Source organism: Clostridium estertheticum (assembly GCF_026650985.1).
GTDB classification, from domain to species: domain Bacteria; phylum Bacillota; class Clostridia; order Clostridiales; family Clostridiaceae; genus Clostridium_AD; species Clostridium_AD estertheticum_C.
Map to the genome: position 1 here is coordinate 2,686,035 of NZ_CP086239.1, position 21,571 is coordinate 2,707,605.

16 protein-coding genes are annotated in these 21,571 nt (G+C 31.1%); 7 read left to right on the forward strand and 9 right to left on the reverse strand.

Annotated elements, in window-relative coordinates:
• Nucleotides 1-12: 12 nt before the first annotated feature.
• The 4 genes from LL038_RS12845 to LL038_RS12860 all read right to left on the reverse strand — a co-directional run bounded on the left by LL038_RS12845 (nt 13) and on the right by LL038_RS12860 (nt 5,114).
• Nucleotides 13-876, reverse strand: coding sequence for an ABC transporter permease (locus LL038_RS12845; protein WP_216124109.1), 864 nt, complete (start codon nt 874-876; stop codon nt 13-15).
• Entirely contained in the window at nt 876-1,826 is a 951-nt protein-coding gene (locus tag LL038_RS12850) for an ABC transporter ATP-binding protein (RefSeq protein ID WP_216124110.1), read from the reverse strand. Before LL038_RS12850 ends, LL038_RS12845 begins: the two co-directional genes overlap by 1 nt.
• 254 nt (nt 1,827-2,080) lie before the next feature.
• Nucleotides 2,081-4,405 (reverse strand): AraC family transcriptional regulator, encoded by a 2,325-nt coding sequence (locus LL038_RS12855; RefSeq protein WP_216124111.1) that lies wholly within the window; start codon nt 4,403-4,405, stop codon nt 2,081-2,083.
• 22 nt (nt 4,406-4,427) lie between these two features.
• Nucleotides 4,428-5,114, reverse strand: coding sequence for a rhamnogalacturonan acetylesterase (locus LL038_RS12860; protein WP_216124113.1), 687 nt, complete (start codon nt 5,112-5,114; stop codon nt 4,428-4,430).
• 372 nt (nt 5,115-5,486) lie between these two features.
• Here LL038_RS12860 and LL038_RS12865 point away from each other — a divergent pair, with 372 nt between their 5' ends.
• From LL038_RS12865 to LL038_RS12885, 5 genes are all read left to right on the forward strand, one after another.
• The gene (locus LL038_RS12865) at nt 5,487-6,956 is read left to right on the forward strand and encodes an extracellular solute-binding protein (protein WP_216124115.1); all 1,470 of its coding nucleotides are present in this window, start codon (nt 5,487-5,489) and stop codon (nt 6,954-6,956) included.
• 103 nt (nt 6,957-7,059) lie between these two features.
• Nucleotides 7,060-8,013 carry an ABC transporter permease gene (locus tag LL038_RS12870; protein WP_253199901.1) on the forward strand — a complete coding sequence of 318 codons (954 nt, stop codon included), beginning with the start codon at nt 7,060-7,062 and terminating at the stop codon, nt 8,011-8,013.
• 19 nt (nt 8,014-8,032) lie between these two features.
• Nucleotides 8,033-8,902, forward strand: coding sequence for a carbohydrate ABC transporter permease (locus LL038_RS12875; RefSeq protein WP_216124117.1), 870 nt, complete (start codon nt 8,033-8,035; stop codon nt 8,900-8,902).
• Nucleotides 8,903-8,930: 28 nt separating this feature from the next.
• Nucleotides 8,931-10,280: a glycoside hydrolase family 28 protein gene (locus LL038_RS12880; RefSeq protein WP_216124118.1), complete on the forward strand. Its 1,350-nt coding sequence runs from the start codon at nt 8,931-8,933 to the stop codon at nt 10,278-10,280.
• A 24-nt stretch (nt 10,281-10,304) separates the two neighbouring features.
• Nucleotides 10,305-11,393: a glycoside hydrolase family 88/105 protein gene (locus tag LL038_RS12885; RefSeq protein ID WP_216124120.1), complete on the forward strand. Its 1,089-nt coding sequence runs from the start codon at nt 10,305-10,307 to the stop codon at nt 11,391-11,393.
• A 55-nt stretch (nt 11,394-11,448) separates the two neighbouring features.
• On the opposite strand, the gene LL038_RS12890 is transcribed toward LL038_RS12885, so the two are convergent.
• Genes LL038_RS12890 through LL038_RS12900 form a run of 3 tightly spaced genes read right to left on the reverse strand, consistent with a single transcriptional unit; the run spans nt 11,449 to nt 15,309 of the window.
• Nucleotides 11,449-12,420 carry a pectinesterase family protein gene (locus LL038_RS12890; RefSeq protein ID WP_216124121.1) on the reverse strand — a complete coding sequence of 324 codons (972 nt, stop codon included), beginning with the start codon at nt 12,418-12,420 and terminating at the stop codon, nt 11,449-11,451.
• Nucleotides 12,417-13,496, reverse strand: a complete 1,080-nt coding sequence (locus LL038_RS12895; protein WP_216124122.1) for an alpha/beta hydrolase family protein — start codon at nt 13,494-13,496, stop codon at nt 12,417-12,419. The genes LL038_RS12890 and LL038_RS12895 overlap by 4 nt, the downstream gene beginning before the upstream one ends.
• Before the next feature lie 25 nt (nt 13,497-13,521).
• The gene (locus LL038_RS12900; protein ID WP_216124123.1) at nt 13,522-15,309 is read right to left on the reverse strand and encodes an ABC transporter ATP-binding protein; all 1,788 of its coding nucleotides are present in this window, start codon (nt 15,307-15,309) and stop codon (nt 13,522-13,524) included.
• Nucleotides 15,310-15,616: 307 nt separating this feature from the next.
• On the opposite strand from LL038_RS12900, the gene LL038_RS12905 reads away from it, so the two are divergent.
• Nucleotides 15,617-16,333 carry a YesL family protein gene (locus LL038_RS12905; protein WP_216124124.1) on the forward strand — a complete coding sequence of 239 codons (717 nt, stop codon included), beginning with the start codon at nt 15,617-15,619 and terminating at the stop codon, nt 16,331-16,333.
• Nucleotides 16,334-16,404: 71 nt separating this feature from the next.
• Here LL038_RS12905 and LL038_RS12910 read toward each other — a convergent pair whose 3' ends face one another.
• On the reverse strand, nt 16,405-17,241 hold the full coding sequence (locus LL038_RS12910) for a sugar phosphate isomerase/epimerase family protein (RefSeq protein ID WP_253199902.1): 837 nt from the start codon (nt 17,239-17,241) through the stop codon (nt 16,405-16,407).
• Between the two features lie 185 nt (nt 17,242-17,426).
• On the opposite strand from LL038_RS12910, the gene tkt reads away from it, so the two are divergent.
• Nucleotides 17,427-19,418 carry a transketolase gene (gene tkt, locus LL038_RS12915; protein WP_216124125.1) on the forward strand — a complete coding sequence of 664 codons (1,992 nt, stop codon included), beginning with the start codon at nt 17,427-17,429 and terminating at the stop codon, nt 19,416-19,418.
• A gap of 76 nt (nt 19,419-19,494) precedes the next feature.
• Here the strand turns inward: tkt and LL038_RS12920 are convergent, their stop codons facing one another.
• The gene (locus LL038_RS12920) at nt 19,495-21,564 is read right to left on the reverse strand and encodes a glycosyl hydrolase 115 family protein (RefSeq protein WP_216124126.1); all 2,070 of its coding nucleotides are present in this window, start codon (nt 21,562-21,564) and stop codon (nt 19,495-19,497) included.
• Nucleotides 21,565-21,571 lie beyond the last annotated feature (7 nt).

Genomic DNA, 21,571 nt, shown 5'->3' on the forward strand with positions numbered 1-21,571 from the left:
TTCATCCACCCCTTAACTCCATCTTCTCTTGTCAACCATTCTTATAGTTAAAAATACAAATGCCACAATAAATGATAAGTAATACACCACAGAATTCAGACTTAATATGCCTTGCGAGAATAAATCATAACGTTTTATTAAAGAAAACCATTCGAAAACCTTTTGAATCATACCATCAAAAAGTTCCTTTTTTGCTAAATATATTCCTATAGTCATAATTATGCCTGCTAATGCTGTAACTGATGCTGCATATATATTTTTAGTTGAAAAATAAACACCAAAAGCAAATATTCCTACCATAATCAGAACGAAAATTATACTAGAAATTCTAGTGCTAGGAAGTGCCTGCTCTATACTATCTATTAAAAATATAAAAAGTAATACTCCAAAAGATATTACTGCTGATGTAACTTGATTTTCTGTTAAACTTGATACAAATAAACCTATAGATATTAAAGTTGCCCCAAGCAAGAACATACCAATATATCCTGTAAATATTTCAGATGGTGAGACAGTTCCAAACATACTTAAAATTAGTGGGTACAAAACCGTTATTAAAAGAGAGATAGTAAAAATAGCTACGGCTGCAAAATATTTACCCAATATAATATCTCTTATTTTTAATGGTGAAGTAAACAATAATTGATCTGTTTTAGTTTTAGTTTCTTCAGATATAATCTTCATAGTTAATATTGGAATAATAAACAAAAATATTGTAATTAGACTTTGAAGCGTACTATTATATGTTGGACTTGCTGCTAATAAATTATACATTGTAAAAAATATTCCTGTTATTAATAAAAATGTTCCTATAAAAATATAACCAATAGCTGAAGTAAAATATGATCTAAGTTCTTTTAAAAATACAGCTAACATTACATACCTCCTACTTTCTTGTTTGTTGTAACATCCAAGAATATTTCTTCAAGATTAATTTCCTGGCTCTTCATCATTAAGATAATAAACCCAGCTTGGCTAAGCGTAACAAATAATATTTCTCTTATATCCAAATTATTTTTTGCCTCAACTAAAAGATCTAACGTACCAATCTCAATAACACCTTGCTCCTCAACTGACTTAACATCTTCCATTGCTTTTATATGTTTATATACATCCTCTTTTACCCCTTTAACCCTCAAAAGGACTTTGTTACTGTTATTTACTCCTTTTGCTAATTCTTCTGGAGTTCCAGAAGCAACAATCTTGCCCTTATTTATTATAATAACCCTATGACAGATCGCACTAACTTCTGATAATATGTGTGAACTTAATATAATGGTGCATGTCTTTCCTATTTTTTGAATTAGATTTCTTATTTCTATAATCTGCTTTGGGTCTAGCCCTACCGTAGGTTCATCTAGAACAAGTACCTCGGGGTCTCCAACTAAGGCTTGAGCTAGCCCTATTCTTTGTTTATAACCCTTAGAAAGATTTTTTATAAGCCTTCCTCTAACATCTAATATTTTGACAAGCGACATTATTTTTATCATACTTTGCTCAATAGAATCAGATTTAACCTTTTTTATTCTAAATACAAACTTAAGGTATTCCTCAACCGTCATATCCAAATACAATGGAGGTATTTCAGGAAGATATCCTATTTTTTTCTTTACAGCTTCAGGATTTTCAAGTATGTCAATACCATCAATTCTTACATTACCGTTTGTTGCGGATATATACCCTGTGAGAATATTCATGGCAGTTGATTTACCAGCACCATTTGGCCCTAAAAATCCCAGTATTTCTCCTCTTTTTACTGTAAGATTAAGACCATCTAATGCTACTTGATTTCCATAACGTTTTGTTACATTTTCCATTTCTATCATTTTTTTCACCCCTACAATCATTTTTTCACATGTTTTTTTATAAATTATTCTATTATTCTCATATTATAACTTATTTGTGTCAAAATGAGTTTTATTTTATGAGCATTCTGTAAACAATTTCAATTATAACATTAATTATATTAAATTCCAAAATTAATCATTATATTAGAATTTTACATAAACAAAGGGAAGACTTACCTCAAATTCTTTGGGTAATCCTCCCTTGTTTTATAATCTTCATACTGGTGATCTACCTAATTTTTTCTGACGTCAGTGGGACTCACTCCAAACAACCTTTTAAAAGCCCTCCTAAATGACTGTGCACTGTTGTACCCAACCATCTCGGAAATTCCTGTAATTGTTAATTCACGATTTTTCAAAAGAATGTTTGCATTATTAAGTCTAGTTTTTTCTAGATAATCTGTAAAATTAATATCCGTTTGTTCTTTGAAAAGATGTGAAAAATAACCCTCGCTTAAATTAAATTCTGAAGATACTTTATAAAGACATAAATTTTTATCCATATAATTTGATTCAATATACCTTTTAATTTTATTCATTAGATTTAAATTAGAATTACCTTTCTGTACTAGTATTAAATCGCATAAACTGTAATAAGCATTAGCCACCAACTTAAAGTTAACATCATAAGAATTTTTTGAATTTACTTCTCTTAAAATGTTATTAACACCTTTTATATCCTCATTATTTTTACTATCTTCATTATCTTTAAAATCAGGCAACATTTTTCTAATAGTACTTTTTAACTCCTTTACAACATCATAACTTTTACAAGAATTTAAATTTCTAGTCTCAAAGTTTTCATAATAAATAAAATCTAAAAGCTTATTAACCTGCCCTTTATCTCCTATTTTCGTATGATTTGATAACTTTTGCTCAACATCTAGTGGATAATAGTAATTTTCAGTTTCTATCTCAAGATTGTGAGACCAAACTATCGAATATTTATCATCAAAATTATCTAAAGCATGTACAGCTTGTTCAAATGAATGCCAAAGTTCCAAAGGATTTGAATAAGGTTCTCCTCCAGAAGCATCAACTTTTAAATTAATATTATCTAAAAGCTCTTTTTTAACATTTGTTACGTTATCTTCTATTTCCTTATAAAAAACCTCTGTATCTTTTATATCAGAATTCAATATAATAGCAATCGTTTGTTGGTCTATATCATGAAAAAATACATTTCCTGTGAAATGTTTTGTTAATACCCCTCTAATAATTGCTTTAGAAATATTTAATTCCTTTATAATTTCATCGTTTAAATTTATTACAGTTGACTCATTGTTAAATACTTTAAGTAATATTACAATACTTTTACCTTTTGAAATATCAATTCCTACATAAGCAGAAGTTGCTAAGAATTCTGCCTCATTATATATTTGCCCACGTATAAGCTTCTCAAGAAACGCAGAATGAATTAAAGACTTCTGATTATCTATATCCTTTTGAAGTTCATTGTTTGTTAAAATCAAATTAGAAACACTCCCATTTATTGAAGAGAATGTATTCTTATTAACAACCGATTCATCTGAGTTAAATTGTTTTAACTGCTTAACAATATCAAAAACTGGTTTACTGTTACGATAAGCAAGAATACTTGCAACTAAAATTCCTACTAAAAGAGTTATTAAGAACAGTTTAACTGTAATAAACGTAAAACTATCTAAATTCGCAAATACCAAATCGGATGGCAATACAATAACATATTTCCAACCTCTTTCTTTAGAAGTTATATATGTAACCATCATTTTCTTGCCATCAATGTTTTTCGAGAAAAATCCTTCTTTTTTTGTTAACTCTTTTGAGTTAATTCGATTATTTAGGTTCATATTTTCAGGTAAACTGGTTATTAGTTCTCCCTGCTTATTTTCAACGTAAACAAATCCTCCTTTTGATATGTCAATATATGAAATTAATTCTTTTATTTTTTCATTTTCAAAAGATATTGTTATTGCACCCATTGGTTTTTCATTATATCCAAAAGGAACTGATTGAATGAAATTTGTATTATTAGAACCTAAACCCTTTACGTCATATGATTTTAGTGAAACATACTCTGGAGCAAAATGATTACTCATTAACATATTAACCCATGTTTTATACTCTGAATCTTTGAATTTTAAAACCATATTATAATAAATATCTGCCTTATACAGAGTATCCTGGGTTATAATATAATTACTATTCTTTAAATAAATATAATAACCAGATAAGTAATCCATATTACTAGTATACTTGTTGAGTTCTTCAATTACGTCTTTAATTTTCAAGTAATCACTATCTAAAAGTGGTTCCTTAAGGTCAAATAGGCTAACTAATTTATCATTTGTGGCTAGTTGAACAGATAAATGATCTATTTGCTGTAGTTGTTTTTCGACTATATTTTTTGATTGGTTAAGCATAGATATATTTGATTCTTTGATATCTTCCTTAACAATATTTGCAGCTATTCTATAAACACCAAAACCCATGACCAATGGAACTGCTAATATAAAAATATATGGCACAATGAATTTTAGAAAAAGTTTATTATCAAAGTTTTTATATACTTTAAACAAAAATACCCCCCCCAAATATATATTACCCCTTTACAAACCTCGAAAGTGGCTCAATATTATTTTCTACTATTCCTTCAACAACTAGCTCCGCCATCTTTTTTGCTCCCTTCTCACAAAAATGAGTATTATCCTTTTTTCCTTCCGGATAATTTAATGACTCTGACGCATCAACCCATAAGAATATTTCCTTAGCTTTTTCTTCACCGATAATTTCAAAATAGTTTTTACTTTTTTCTTGCATATCTATAAGTGGAAGATTAAATTGTCTTGCAACTTCTCTCATTGCTATGGAATAATCACCATGAGTATCTGGCATAGTTCCATTCTTATTAAATACTCTTCTTTGTATTGAAGTTAAAAGTACCGGATTTGCTCCTGAACTTTTTGCTACTTCTATATATTTTGAAATATAAGATTTATATGTAGTAAACGGATCTGTATGTCTTTTGTTATCATCTTTTTCATCGTTATGACCAAATTGAATAAACATGAAATCTCCATTGCCAATAGTATCAGATATTTCTTTCAAACGTCCTTCCTCTATAAAACTTTTTGAACTTCTACCATTAACTGCATGATTTTCAAATTCTACTTCCCCATTAAAAAACATAGGTATCATTTCACCCCAACCAGTTTCTGGACGTTTTTCAGTAATCTTTGCTGCTGCTGTTGAATCTCCTACAATAAATACCTTTATCTTCTTAGTCATTTTACACATCTACCCCTTTTCAAATATAATACATCTAAGTTATATTATAGCCTTATAATTCATAATTACTATATTATAAAGCTATATTGTCAAATCTTGTTTTAATTAAATATACTCTTCTCACCCAATAACTATAATAAAAAGTTATTGATACTCCTAGGGTTAATTTCATAATTCATTAATATTGTATCATATGTAAACGAATGTATCATTAATAATATTAGTATAAAATCCATTAATTTCTATGGAATTGTATGGTATATTGCGAACTGCTCCTTTACAAAAAATTCACTAAATAATATAATTCAATTAAAGTTGGAAACGTTAACAACTGAATTTCTTTTTATAGATTTAAAGGGGGGAACATTATTAATGAAAAAATCAATTTTTAGAAACTTAAGTTTAGCTTTATCACTAACTATGATAGGTGGTGGTTTAGTAGGATGTGGCTCTAAACCGGACGCAGCAGCTACTACTGCAACGAAAGCAACAGAAGCAACAGTAGTAAAACCAACAACAATTAAAATGACTACAGATACTTTCCTAAAACCCGAAGATGGAATGGCTGATTTTGTTGCAGGATTCAAAAAGCAAACAGGAATTGATCTTAAAATTACACAACCAGTTCATGCTCAATATTATGATAAACTCAGCCTTCAATTCGCATCAGGTGATGTACCTGATGTAGTAGAAATAGCCAGCACTTACTTATCTACTTTTGGAAGTAATGGAGCACTTTGGGATATGACTGATGCAATCTCAAAATCTAAAACACTACAGACTATTGATCCAAAATATGCAAATTCCATTAAAGTAAACGATAAATCGTTTGCCTACCCAATTCAAACTGGTGGTGGTTGCATTACTTACTTAAGAAAAGATTGGTTAGATAAACTTAACTTAAAAGTTCCAACTACTTATGATGAATTCATTGCCGTTTTAAAAGCATTTAAAGATATGCCAGATGCTAACGGTAAGAAAACTATTATTCCATACAGTGCTGCTGGAGTAATAAATACAGAAGTTCCTTATTCTATATATTTGAGAGAATTCTATCAAGATGCAATACCTAACTTTACTAAAGTTAACGGTAAATGGGTAGATGGTATGTCACAACCTAATATGAAAGCTGCTCTTCAAAGGATGACTAAAGCTTATGCTGATGGATTAATTGACAAAGAAATAGTTACAAATAAAACTTCAAGTGTTCGTGATAAATTCTATGCTGGTAAAGTTGGAGCATTCACTTATTGGGCAGGAGATTGGAACAGAGTTATGGAACAAAACTTACAAAAAGCTGTAAAAACCGGAACAATTATTGCAATACCAGCAATTAAAGAAACTAAGTATATAGAAAGAGCTCCTGTAGGCCTTGGAATAACAAGCAAAGCAAAAAATCCTACTGGAATATTCAAATATCTTATTGAGTTTATGCATGATGGTGGCGAAGGTGAGACGTTGTTTACAAATGGAATTAAGGATTTAAACTACAAAGTTACAAATGGAGTTACAAAAAAATTACCTAGCAAACTTGACCCTAAAATAGAATTTCCAAAAATATATGAAGCAGGAGAATTATCTTTAACAAAATTTAAAAATCCAATTGTTGCTGATAAAAGAGTAACTAGTTCACTTGCAACATTTACTAAAGACTCTGCTCTAGAACCATTATTACCTGCATCAGATGTTCTTACCAAAGCAATTCCAGACCTATTATTACTCAAAAATGAAATCATTTCTAAGGTCATGGTTGGTACATTGACAGTTGATGCTGGATTAGCTAAATATAATAAAGATTCAAAAACATTAGTTGATAGCGTTCTAGCTGATCTTAACAAATAATAAATTATTATATAATTGGAAGTAATTTAACTTTTACTTCCAATTATATTTTATAAGGTATACAAGCTCTAAATTTTACTAAAACATAAAGGAGGTCAAAAAATTGCAACTTAAAATAAGGAAACCAAAAAAAACATCAGATACTAGTCTTATGAAAAAATCAAATACCAGTGTGACAAAAAAAATGTTAAGATACAAGTATTTTTATCTAATGGCTCTTCCAGTAGTAGTAATCACATTTATATTTTACTACATGCCTATGTATGGTATAAAATTTGCATTCACAAAATATGGTCCATTTGCTCCTGCAAAATTTATAGGTTTGGACAATTTTAAAACTTTATTTAAAACGCCTCAATTTTTAAGTGCCTTTAGAAACACTATTTCCCTTAGTTTGCTTAACCTTTTTATCGGAATGATAGTAACAATTGTTTTTGCTTTGTTACTAAATGAGGTAAAAAACAAATTTGCCAAAAGTTTTGTTCAAACATTGTTATATCTTCCACATTTCCTTTCCTGGGTAGTTGTAGCTTCCATATTCACTATAATTTTATCACCACAGGATGGATTTATAAATCAACTACTTGTACAAACAGGTCATAAACCTTTTTATTTTTTAGTGTCAGAAAAATGGTGGACCCCTATATTCGTCTTTATAGCAAGATGGAAGGATACTGGTTGGGGAACTATAATTTATTTAGCAGCACTATCTGGTATAAGCCCAGAATTATATGAAGCAGCATCTATAGATGGAGCTAGTAGACTTAAACAATGTTTTCATGTTACCATTCCAGGAATTATGAATACAATACTTGTAATATTTATACTAGATCTTGCAAAAGTATTAAACTTATTTGATTCAGTATTTAATCTTATGAATCCTTTGGTTTATAGTGTTTCAGATACTATTCAAACCTATACATTTAGGGTCATGTCTCAACAAGCAGACTATGGTTACACTACAGCCGTAGGATTATTTAAGTCTGTAATAGCTTTAGTGTTAGTTCTTGCAGCTAACAAACTCAGTAAAAAAATTAAAGGTTCAAGTATTTTATAACGAAAGGAGATAGTTATTAATGAATGATAAATTTAGCTTCAAAAAAGGATACCGTGGAAGAGCTTTTTTCAAAATATTCAACGCATTCTTTCTACTTGCGACTGTAGTTGTAATACTTGTTCCTATTTTGAAAGTAGTATCAGATTCTTTAGATACCACCGGTTCATATGGTTTGAGACTTATTCCATTACATCCAACACTTGCAGCTTATAAAGCTGTTGTTACACAAACAACCTTGTATACTCCTTTTCTTATTTCTGTTTATATAACTATAGTGGGTACACTTATTGGTTTATTCCTAACAACACTAGGAGCATATATATTAATTCAGGATGATATGCCTGGAAGAAAACTATTTGCATCACTCCTATTTTTTACAATGTTATTTAATGGTGGACTAGTACCTACATATTTAAATATGAAGAACATTGGATTAATGAATAGTTTATGGTCAATTATTCTTCCATTAAGTTTAAATGTTTACAATTTGATACTTATGAAGAGCTTCTTTGAGGGAATACCTAAGGCTTTAATGGAATCAGCTGAAATAGATGGTTGTAGTCCTATGGGTATATTCGTAAAAATAGTGTTGCCTTTATCAAAGCCAGCACTCGCTGCCATAGGATTATTTTTCGCTGTTTCCTTTTGGAATGAATATTTTAACTTTATGTTGTACATTTCAGATCCAAATAAACTTAACTTTCAGATTAAAATAAGGGAAATGATAATAGAGAGTACAACCACCCAATCAACTGCATCAAATGGTATATATAGTAAAACTCTTCAAAATGCAGCTATAATTGTTACAATATTACCATTTGCTGCTATATATCCTTTCTGTCAAAAATACTTTGTACAAGGTATAACCCTTGGCGCAGTTAAAGGATAATTTTCGCCCTAGAATAAAGGAGGTTTTTATGAATACTTCACCATATTCAACAATATTCAATGTTACAGAATTTGGAGCAATTCCAGACGGTATTACCTCTTGCAGCCATGCTTTTGCTCTAGCTATAGATGCATGTAGCAAGGCTGGCGGAGGCACAGTGTACGTACCTGCTGGCACTTTTCTTACAGGTTCTATTATGCTTAAAAGCAATATTAATTTAAATTTAGATTCAGGCGCTATTTTAATATTCACGAATGATATATCGCAGTATCCTATTGTAGATTCAAGGTGGGAAGGAGCAGCGCAGTCTGTATACTCCTCCTGCGTATACGCGCAAAACGAAGAAAATATTTCTATTACCGGTCGTGGAAAACTAGATGGACAAGGTGCCTTTTGGTGGAAAATATTTAAAAATAAAACAAACATATATCCAAGGCCTAAATTGATAAGTTTTCATAATTGTAATAATGTACTTATTGAAGGAGTTACTTTAACAAACTCACCAAGCTGGACAATAAATCCTATTTGCTGTGATAATGTAACCATAGATAAGATTACAATTAAAAATCCGAATGACTCACCTAACACTGATGGAATAAACCCTGAATCTTGCAAAAATGTGCACATCTCAAATTGCCACATTGATGTTGGTGATGATTGCATAACTATAAAATCTGGAACAGAAGCTACTCCCCTTAGAGTTCCATGTGAAAATATTACTATCACAAATTGTACCATGGTACATGGTCACGGTGGTGTAGTAATCGGCAGTGAAATGAGTGGTGATGTGAGAAACGTAACCATAAGCAATTGTGTATTTGAAGGAACTGACAGAGGTATTAGAATGAAATCTCGTCGTGGTCGTGGTGGTGTTATTGAAGATGTACGAATTAATAACATAGTAATGAAAGATGTGTTATGCCCTTTTATAGCTAACCTATACTACTACTGTGGACCTAATGGAAAAGATAAATATGTTTGGGATAAAGCTCCTTATCCAATAACAGTAGAAACTCCAGCCTTTAGAAGAATCCACTTTTCTAATATAACTGCTAGAGAAGTAAGGGCTGCCGCTGGTTTTTTTTATGGCCTTCCTGAAATGTATATCGAAGATGTATCATTTAATAATATTTCAATATCTATGGCAGAAGACGCAGAGCCTGGCATGCCAGATATGATGGCAAATCTTGATCCAATGAAGCAAAAAGGTTTCTTCTGTTCAAACGTTAAAGACATTTTCTTTAACAATGTTACTATAAGTAATAATGAAGGACCAGCTTTTTATGTGGAAAATAGTATTAATGTTGAATTTTCAAGATGTAAAACAAAAGATGCAAAAGGCAATGACCCTATGGTAAAACTTAATAACGTTATATAAAAATAAAATCGAGAGGTGTTACAAATGGAAAATTGGGCCGCTAGGATGACTGATTCCGTTATGATTCGAACTCCAGAGTTTAATGGTAAATGGGAATACGATAATGGTGTTATTTTTAAAGGTATCGAGTTATTATGGAAAATAACTAAGGACAAAAAATACTTTGATTTTATTAAAAAAAACATGGACTTTTTTATTGATGAAACTGGTGATATTAGAAAATATAGTGTTACTGAATATAATATAGATCACGTAAACAATGGAAAACTTTTATTTCTTCTTTATAAGGAAACAGGGCTTGAGAAATATAAAAAAGCTGCTTTTCTATTAAGAGAGCAATTAAGAAACCACCCACGAACTAGTGAAGGAGCCTTCTGGCATAAGCAAATCTATCCTTATCAAATCTGGTTAGATGGCCTTTACATGGGTTCACCATTTTATGCTGAGTTTATAAAAGAATTTGGTGAAACTTCTGAATTTGATGATGTTACAAAACAATTTTTAATATGTGAACGTCACGCAAAAGATCCTGCAACTGGATTGTTATATCATGCATGGGATGAAAAGAAAGTTCAGCCCTGGTGTAACAAAGAAACAGGCCTTTCTAAAAACTTTTGGGGTCGTTCAATGGGTTGGTATGTTATGGCTATAGTTGATGTATTAGACTACCTACCAGAAAACCATAAGGATAGAGCTAGAATAATCGAAATTTTAAATGAAGTACTAGAAGCTCTTCTTAAAGTTCGCGATGAAAAAACAGGACTTTGGTACCAAGTATTAGATAAAGGAGAACTAAAAGGTAACTATATAGAGGCCTCTGCATCATGCATGATATTATATGCTATTGCAAAAGGATTAAATAAAGGTTATATACCAAAAAAATGGATTGATATTGCAAAAACAACATATAAAAGCATTGTTGATGAGTTTATTATGGTTACAAAAGATGGCCTAGTGAATTTAAACAAAACTTGCGCTGTATCTGGACTTGGTGGCGCAACTAAAAGAGACGGTACATATGAGTACTATATAAGTGAACCGATTGTTACAAATGATGCAAAGGGCATTGGAGCCTTTATCCTTGCTGCGGCAGAGATGGAAATTCTAAATTAGAGCAAACTAATAAAATTATTAATAAATAAAACAGTAAAGCTAGCAATTTATTTTGCTAGCTTTTATAAAATTCATAATTAAAATCGGGACCAAGTATATTCTCTATATTATAATCTTTAACTTCCTCGTCACTTAATACTTTTGCCCATCTAGCTCTATTATCTAGTTTTCCCCCAGGACCTGAACTGTTATATTCCTCGTAACTAGCTGTTCGCTCAGTGACCGTGCGATCCCAATTATGCCACCCTTCTCCTATAATATGTTCTCCCATAAAACAATTTATAAAAGTAGTTTTAGCATAATCCCTCCAAGGCCTTCCTAAATAAACAGAATTAGGTGCAGCATCACTTAGTAATTTGCAATTTATAAATATATATCCAAACCTTTCTCCTTCAATTGTAGATGCTGCAGTTACATATCCATTTACCTCGCGATTCCTATTGTTTGAGAATATTACGCATTTATTAAACACAGCTGTGGCAGATCCAAAAATAAAATCTATGTCACCTCTAATATAACAATCTTCATAATACTGGCGGACAGGCCTTCTTGGTGCTCGATCTTTAGGCCCACCAAACCAATTGCCTTCCTTGGGTTTTGGTGGTAAAGGTCCTGTAAAGATAGTGTCCTGGCACCCAATAAAACTACAGTTTTTAAACTTAGCTTTGTCCCCATCCACATAAATAGCAACTGCCTGACCATATATATCTCCGCTACCAGATGAATTTTCAAAAGTTATATTTTGGGCGCAAAAATCATCTCCCCCTACGAAAGTAGAAAATGAATTAAAAGTACCCATCTTTTCTCCGCTTATAGATTCCTTGTATGCATAATCATCATAGGTTAATATTGTATTAGCTTTACTTTCACCTAAAAGAACTACATTATCTACATTTATATATATCTTTTCTTTATATATTCCATTTTTAATATTTATAATAATTTTTTCTTTATTTGTACTAGGTATAGAATTTATTGCATCTTGAACCGTCTTAAAATCTCCACATTCATCTTTTGATACTATCATATGTCAAACCCCTCTCGCCACTTATTAACAAAATCATATGTTTTCTCTCCGTTCCACATATGAGGACCATCAAATATATGATGATAGATATTGTTTTTTTTATTAAATATATTATATGCCTTTCTTGTTATATCCACCTGCTGTATAGCATTAACAATTCCCCTTGCGCCATTAAGTTTATCCTTAGTACCACTTTCAATTAAAAGTGGATTCGGTGCAATTAAAGCTGCTAAATCACCAAGCTCTATATATTCCCAAAGCCTTGGTACAAAATTACATCCACATAAATGAGTATTTAATATAGAATCTTTAAATCCATAAAAATAACCACTAACAACGCTACAAGTTATTCTCTCGTCTATTGCTGATAACCATAATGCTTGCAGTCCTCCTCCTGAAAATCCACAACATGCTATTTTTGAGCTATCGCAATAACTAAGAGTTTCGATGTAATCTATAAGCCTCATAAGGTCCCAGGTCATCATACCGACCAAAGTTTGCCCCATGCTAATAGCAACATTATTTATATCATTACAAGAAGTACTCATAATTGCTTCTATATCCGTTCCTTGATGCTTATCTTCTCTTCTTTCACCTGATCCTCTTGCATCACTGCAAAATACTACATAACCTTGCCTAACAAATTTCAAACCATAGTCGTAGTTATATTTATCTATGCTTTCTTTAATACCCAGAGTATCAGTCCTCCCTACAATTGAGTATTTACCGCCTCCTCCATGTCCATGAGGTGCAATAACGCAGGCTCTCTTTTCACCTAGCTTAATTCCATCAGGAATAAGAATATAAAGAGGCATCCAAACTCCTGGCTCTGTTTGAATAATAGCTTTATCTCGCCTGTAACCTTCAAATTTTTTTGACTCTACTATTTGTGGTTTAAGTTCACATGACATCATACTATTCATTCCCAATATTTCTTTAAGTTTTGTTTTTAACTCAATTTTCCATAATCCATATTCTAAAACATTTTCTGCTATAAATCCTAACTTTTTAGATTTTTGAGAATAAAATTCTTTTAGATGATCGCTAATTGTAAAATATTTCTCTTCTTTTAGCATAAATTACCCTACTTTCTTTTGATATTTATCCCTGTAATTTTTTTAAATTATAAAATTCTCCCTTTAAATTTATTAATTCGGCATAAGTCCCACATTCAACACATCTTCCATTATTCATAACAACTATTCGGTCAGCATCCCTTATGGTAGAAAGTCTATGTGCTACTATAAACGTTGTACGATCTTTCACTAGATTTTTCATGGCCTTTTGCACATGAAGTTCTGAAATATTGTCTAGTGCTGAGGTAGCTTCATCCAAAACAATTATTTGTGGATTCCGAATTAAAGCCCTTGCTATAGCAATACGTTGTCTTTGACCCCCGGATAACATCCCTCCGTGTTCCCCTATAGAAGTATTTAATCCTTTAGGTAACTTAGCAATTACCTCTGTTAGATTTGCAGATTCTATTACCTTTGTAATCTCCTCTTCACGTATATTTGTAAGTCCATAAGTAATGTTGCTTCTAATAGTACCTGAAAATAAAATTGTATTCTGAGGCACTACAGCTATATTACTTCTGTAACTACGTAAATCTATTTCCGCCATATCCATACCATCAATTAATAACTTTCCTTTTGAAGCTTTATTAAACCCGATAATCAAATTTAATATTGTGGTTTTACCTGCCCCTGATTCACCTACAAAAGCTATGCACTCTCCGGCATTCACCTTAAGATTAAAGTCCTTTAATACTGGCTTTTCTGAAGTTTCATAATTAAATTCTACACCTTTAAAATCAAAATCACCTTTAACATTTATGATCTTCTTTTTTCCTTTATTATCTTCAATATCCTCGGATAATAAAATTTCTCCAACTGACTCTATTGATTCAAATCCTTTCACTATATCTGGGTATACATTAATTAAGCTAGAAACCTGATTTAATATAGATGAAAAATAGCTTTGATATAACACAACATCTCCAACTGTTATTTTACCTCTGTACGCTAGGTAACCTGTAAATGCAAGACATCCAACTTGAAAAACTTGGAATACAGCCCAACCTGATGCTCCTAAAAACGCTGTTATAATATCCAAATTATATCCGCTATGTCTTACTTTTTCTAATTGTTTATCCATTCTAGTGATTTCTACATTCTCAAGTCCATGTGCTCTTGTAATAGGAACAAGTTCAACCATTTCTGCCACGTTTGCAGACATTTCTTCAATTTCTTTACGGAAATCCCTATTGGTTTTTCTTATATTCTTTCTAAAGTGTTTTATAATAAAGAAAGAAACTGGCATAGACAACATAAAAAATATTGCTACCGTAAAACTCTTTGTTAATGTAATCGTAAGAGCTACAACAATATTAAGAATTGTTGGTACAAATCCATTAAAAATCTGCCTTGATAGTACCGTAATTGCTTCTACATCCCTTAATACCTTAGATTGAATCTTTCCTGATTTTAATTGTTTATGATAGGAAATTGATAAAATTTGCAATTTTCTTACTAACTTACTCCTAAGTTCCGCTTCTACACATCTTAATGCTTGGCTGAAGTATTTTGTATATAATATATTACTTGGAACATTTTGAATAATTAATAAAGATGCTATTATTAAATTAATCCATAAACCTTTTAAGTTATGCCTTGCTGGACTACTGACAATATCAATAACATTTGCTGTTATAATTGGCATTACCCAAGTTGGTAAATGCTTAATAATAAAAAATAAAAAAGATAAAAGTAATTTTGAAATATTATCTTTATATAAATATGCTAATGTTTTGACGGGTTTATTTTTATATATATTTTGTTCTTTGAGTAGTGTCTCAAATTCTAAATCATGTCCATTAATATCATCCATTTACGCACCTTCCTACCACTTCTTTTATTCTGCCGTAACCGTTGCCATTTAACCTAAATTATACCACTATTAAACATTTACGACAATATATTCAGCATTTTTTTATCAATTAAATGAAAATTTCAGGGCAATATTACCAATATTTATGTTAATATGTAGAAAGCACCAAAATCTATTTGTCTTTTTTATAACTTCTACCTATTTGCATTTCACGCCTTTTGTGTTACATTTTAATTGACTATAAAACAATTTAATTATTATAATAATTTACATAAATGCATTTTATAAATGCAGTTGGAGGAAAAAAATGGCTAAATCAAAAAGAGAATTTGGTGAGGGACCTTTCTACACAATAACTAATTATATATTTTGGTTCCTTCTCGGTAATTTATACTTTCTACTTCTTAATATTCCATTAGTTATTATGTTCATTATACTTTTTTCTATTGGAACAAATAAAATTCCACAAGGTTTTACTTCTATCCTTGTTGTATGTTGTATTCCTATAGCACCTGCAGCAACAGCTTTATTTAGTGTGATGGGCAAACTTATACGAGAAAAAGATGTAAATATTACAAAGGATTTTTTTAAAGCTTATAAAACCAACTTTATTCAATCTTTATTTTTCGGTGCCTTAGAAATAATGTTACTATGCATACTATCTATTGATATTAAATATTTTATTGCAAGTGCTTACCCAAAAGCATTAACGGTTTCCGTTTTTGTAATAATAGTTTTTGTTTTTTCAATAAATCTGTATGTATTCCCAATAATCTCAAGATTTTATTTGGGCTGGAAAGATATTCTTAAAACAGCTGCATACTATACCATTCGGAAATTCAATGTTACACTTTTATGTCTTTCAAGTTTTTTAATTGTAGGCTTTGTATTTTTTAAAGTCTCTACCTTTATCTTACTATTCATATCAAGTATTGTTTGTTATTTAATAATGTATTACCAAAAAAATGTATTATTAGAAATTGAAAATAAGCTAAAACTAAATACTGATAAACCTAAACTATAAAACATTTAATTTAAAGGGGCAGTTCATTACTATTTAGTAATAAACTGCCCCTTAAATTTCGTATTTTTTTATTATACTCTATTATAAAGTTGTTCAATAAACTTAATGCTTCCATCCATATCCACTTCTTTAATATCTTCAAGCAAAATATTTATAAATGGTTTTCTCTCCTTAATCAGTTTCAGTATCAATTCATAATTTAAACTTCCCATGCCCGCAGCTACAATATTGATTTTATTATTACAAACTACAAAATCCTTTGCATGCAAAATTACCATTCTATCACCAAATAAATTAAAGGCATCTTTAATAAGATCATTTTGATCCTTAAAGTTTAATATTGATATATAATTAGTTGGATCGTAGATAACTTGTAAATTGTTTGACGGAATCAAATCTAGGACTCTTCTCATTCTTTGAGGAGTAGATACAACCTCGTTTTTCCCTCCCTCAATTCCAACTATAACTCCAAATTTTTCAGCTTCACATATGAGCTCTTTTAAACTTTCAATTAAAGTTTCAAATGCTGATTCTGACTCGTTATCATAATCACTTAAGCCATCAACCTTTAAGGTTCCAGTTTCTGTTCCAACTATACTACATCCAAAATCTCTAGCAAATCTTATATGTTCCTTAAACCTATCTATCTCGGCTCTTCTCTTTTGGATATCCGGATGTATATGATTTATATAACAACCTAAAACAGCAATCTGAACATTTTCTTTTTTAAAACTATCCCTAATATAGTTCCCAAGGCCTGGACTTAACTTACCAAAACTACAATCTATTCCATATATCGCTTTACTTAAAGCCAATTGAACATATGAATAACCCTGCTTTGATACTTTCGCTGCAAGCTGCGCAACTGGTAATTTTCCAAAATCATGAGCTCTTCCACCTATTATCAAAATTTTCCGCCTCCATTTTTTTATCACATTCTTTAAATTTTAATCCTATACATTTATTATACTGCTAATTTAGTCAAGTTTGCTTCATATATATATTTGTTTGTGATAAAATGAATATAAGACATACATCTTATCAAATAATTTAAATAAATATAGAAATTAAAAACCATAAGGAGGAATTTACATTGAATAAAATTGAACAACTAACAGTAGATACTATAAGAGTATTATCAGCTGAGGCAATACAAAAAGCAAATTCAGGACATCCAGGTCTTCCACTTGGGGTTGCACCAATGGCGTACACATTATGGGCAAACCATATGAAACATAATCCTAGCAATTCAAAATGGCAGGATAGAGATAGGTTTGTACTCTCTGCAGGTCACGGATCAATGCTTGAGTACTCACTTCTTAATCTTTTCGGGTATGGTCTTACTATAGAAGATTTAAAGAGCTTTAGGCAATTTGGAAGTTTAACACCTGGCCATCCTGAATATGGTCATACAAACGGCGTTGAAATTACCACAGGTCCACTTGGACAAGGAATTGCTAATGCAGTTGGTATGGCAATAGCTGAAAGTCATCTTGCAGCAAAATTCAATACAAAAAAACATGCTATTGTAGATCATTATACATATGCTATATGTGGTGATGGAGATAATATGGAAGGTATTTCTGGAGAAGCAGCATCCCTTGCAGGTACTCTAGGATTATCTAAACTTATTTTAATGTATGATTCAAATAGTATATCAATAGAAGGATCTACAGATATTGCCTTTACAGAAGATGTAAGCAAAAGGTATGAAGCTTATGGATGGCAGGTAATAAACGTAGAAGATGGAAATGATATGGATGAAATAGGGAAAGCTATTGAAACTGCAAAACTTGAATTAAATAAACCCACCTTTATTAAAATCAAAACTATTATAGGATTTGGCTGTGCTAAAAAGCAAGGCACACCATCTGCACATGGCGAACCACTTGGTGAAGATAATATAACTGAAATGAAAAAATGTATGGGCTGGAATCTTGCTCCATTTACTGTTCCAGATGAAGTAACTAAGCATATGGAAATTGTAAAATCAAAACTAAGCAAAAAAGAAGAAGCTTGGAACACACTTTATGCTGAGTATAGCAAAGAAAATCCTAAACTCGCTAAAGAATATGAAGTATGGCAGAGTGGTGATCTTTCTGTTGATTTACTAAAAGTTGAAGAATTGTGGAAATTTGAAGGCAAGGCAGCAACAAGAAACTCTTCTGGAGCTATAATAAATACATTAGCAAAATATGTACCAAACTTTATAGGTGGCTCTGCAGATCTTGCTCCTTCTAATAAAACATACATGAAGGGTCTGGGCGATTTCTCCGTCGACGATAGAAATGGTTCTAACCTTCATTTTGGAGTACGTGAGCATGCCATGGCAGCCATTGCAAATGGTATATATGTTCATGGAGGTCTTAAACCTTTTGTTTCAACTTTCTTCGTATTTAGTGATTATATGAAGGGTGCAATGAGATTATCTGCACTTATGGGTCTACCAGTAACTTACGTGTTAACTCATGATAGTATAGCTGTTGGTGAAGACGGTCCAACTCATGAACCAATAGAGCAACTTGCAGCTTTAAGGGCTCTACCAAACTTTAATGTGTTTAGACCAGCTGATTCAAGAGAAACTGCTGTTGGTTGGTATGCCGCAGTGACTTCAAAGACAACACCTACCGCTCTAATACTAACAAGGCAGAATCTTCCTTTATATGATGAAACATCAATAGAAGCTTTAAAAGGTGCATATGTATTAAAAACTTATGAAACACCTGGTCAAAAACCTGATATCATTTTAATGGCTTCTGGATCTGAAGTAGAATTCATTTATGAAGGTGCTAAATTATTAAATGATAAAGGTATTAAAGCAAGAGTTATAAGTATGCCATGTTTAGATTTATTTGACGCTCAATCAAAAGAGTATAAGGAATCTATATTACCATCATCCGTTAGAACAAGGCTCGCTATTGAAGCCGCTGCTTCATTCGGTTGGCACAAATATGTTGGACTTGACGGAGATGTCATTTCAATTGATAGATTTGGAGCTTCAGGTAAAGCTGAAATTTTATATAAAGAATTTGGATTTACAACAGAAAATGTTGTAAGTAAAGCGCTTAAACTACTAGGTAAATAATTTTATTAAAATATAATTTATTAAGCAAAGACCATCTACTCAATATTGAATAGATGGTCTTTGTTTAATATTCTAACTATATCATCATTACCTTTTCCTTAATCTTAACATAAAGCTCATCATCAGTTAACTGATTAGTAGTAGTTGCGAGCAACATAATATTCTTATCCCCGCTCGGTAGAACATATTGCTTTTCCCAGTTATAAAAATTAGAACCATCACCAAGTACACGAATATACCTTCTAAGAGTATCTAAACAATATATTGTGAGTTTAACATTTGTGAGACAATCATTTCTGTAGAAATTTATCCATTTATCATGCTCTGATTCTTTCATTTTGCTAAGTGCTTCTTCATATTCTTTCATTGCAGTACAAACATGTACAAATGAAAGAGAATAATTTTTTTCTCTAAATGCATCATAACCCCTACAAAGCTCTACAGCACCTTTGCAACCTGTTAGATGAATTATTACCTGCAATAATAAACTATCAGAAAAGAGACTCTTCTCTTTTCCTAATAAAGAGATTAACGCATTATCACACTGATTTTTTAAAACTTCCCACTTGTTCAAATTTGCTTCACACTTTTCCTTATACCATTTAACCTGCTTTTCAAAACAAATATGACCAGTTGCCCACTTTAAAGATTCTACAGTATCATTGTTTTTGTTTTTAATCCACTGACTAATTATTTCCCTAGCTGGATAATGATAAAATTGCTCTCCTGCTCTTTCATCTTCATGTTGTCCATATTGCACAGGTGTATTAAAATATTTATTAAAACATTCTTCCATAATTTCACTTCCAGAAGGAAAATAACATTTCATATAATTTTTCATGTGTTTGTTTGTATCTACATAACCATACTTCCAAAGTTCACTAACCAAATCTAACATATAAGTATGAGGTCTAACATTTCCACTATTTACAATTAAATACTCATTACACTCAACTCTAAATGCAGCTTCTAATTCAGACTTCACAAATTCAGGTGTATTAGGAAGCATAGTCAAATGATTAGATGATTGCAAGTCGTAAAAGGTAACATGATAATAAACACCATGAGGGCCTAAATCCTTTTCACTTGGCAATGAATATATTCTAGGATTATGGTTTTCTTGTCTTCTTGAAACCATCTTCCCATATCCGCTATCTGCCCATATTTTTATAACACCCTCTGGAAAATTTATATACCCTGCCTTATATAGTTCCATTATTTCACCGTATAAATTTGTGCAAAATACAGGTCTATCAACATATTCTTTAACTATTTCGTATTGCTTTTGTATTACTCTGCTTATAAGTTTACCTCTTGCCTCAGGTGTTTTATATGTTGCATCATATTCCCAAAACGCTTGGTCTCCCTGCCCTCTAAATCCAATATTCCATATAACTTTTGTGTCTTTCTGATCTAATACGGCACTTCTCCAAAGTTCCTCAAAAAGTTTACTATTTTTATCATATATAGGCTCCTCGCCTGGGTAAGCTCTTAAAAACATTTCGGCACCTAAAGGCTCTGCATGATGATGAGTTATCCACAATCCCATATCTGACGCCAGCTTCTTGTTTATTTTGCTTGTTTTATCTGTACCTGGTATAACCATATTTCCACCGCATCTAAGTATAGTCTCAAAAACTAATTTCCAAACTTCTTCGTCTGTTGGGCTATCCTTCCAACCTGATAATAGTACTTCATCATTCACAAACCATCCCCTATATTTAACCTTTTTAGTAAATGACTTATAATCAGACATAGGAATTCTAACATATGGTAAGCATTTAGGTTCTTTATCATTCCAGAACCAAAATGGATCTACACCCAAATATGTTTTACTTATGTAAAGCAATGCATATATTATTCCTAATTCATCCTTTGCATAAATATTCATAACACTTTTTTTATTATCATCATTCTGAAATTTCACCGTAAACTCTTCTGACTTTAAAAGAAGTTCAGTACCATCTAATGAACATCTTATAATTATTTCTGTCCTTTCATCCCCCTTTAAATTGCTTTCAACTTTAAATACTTTGTTAATATCACGTAAAAAAATATTTATAATATTTTTAATTCCCTTGCTACTTTTGCCTATTACTTTTATGGTTGTATTTTTATTTAAAATAAAAAATTTATTTTGTTTCATTAATTCC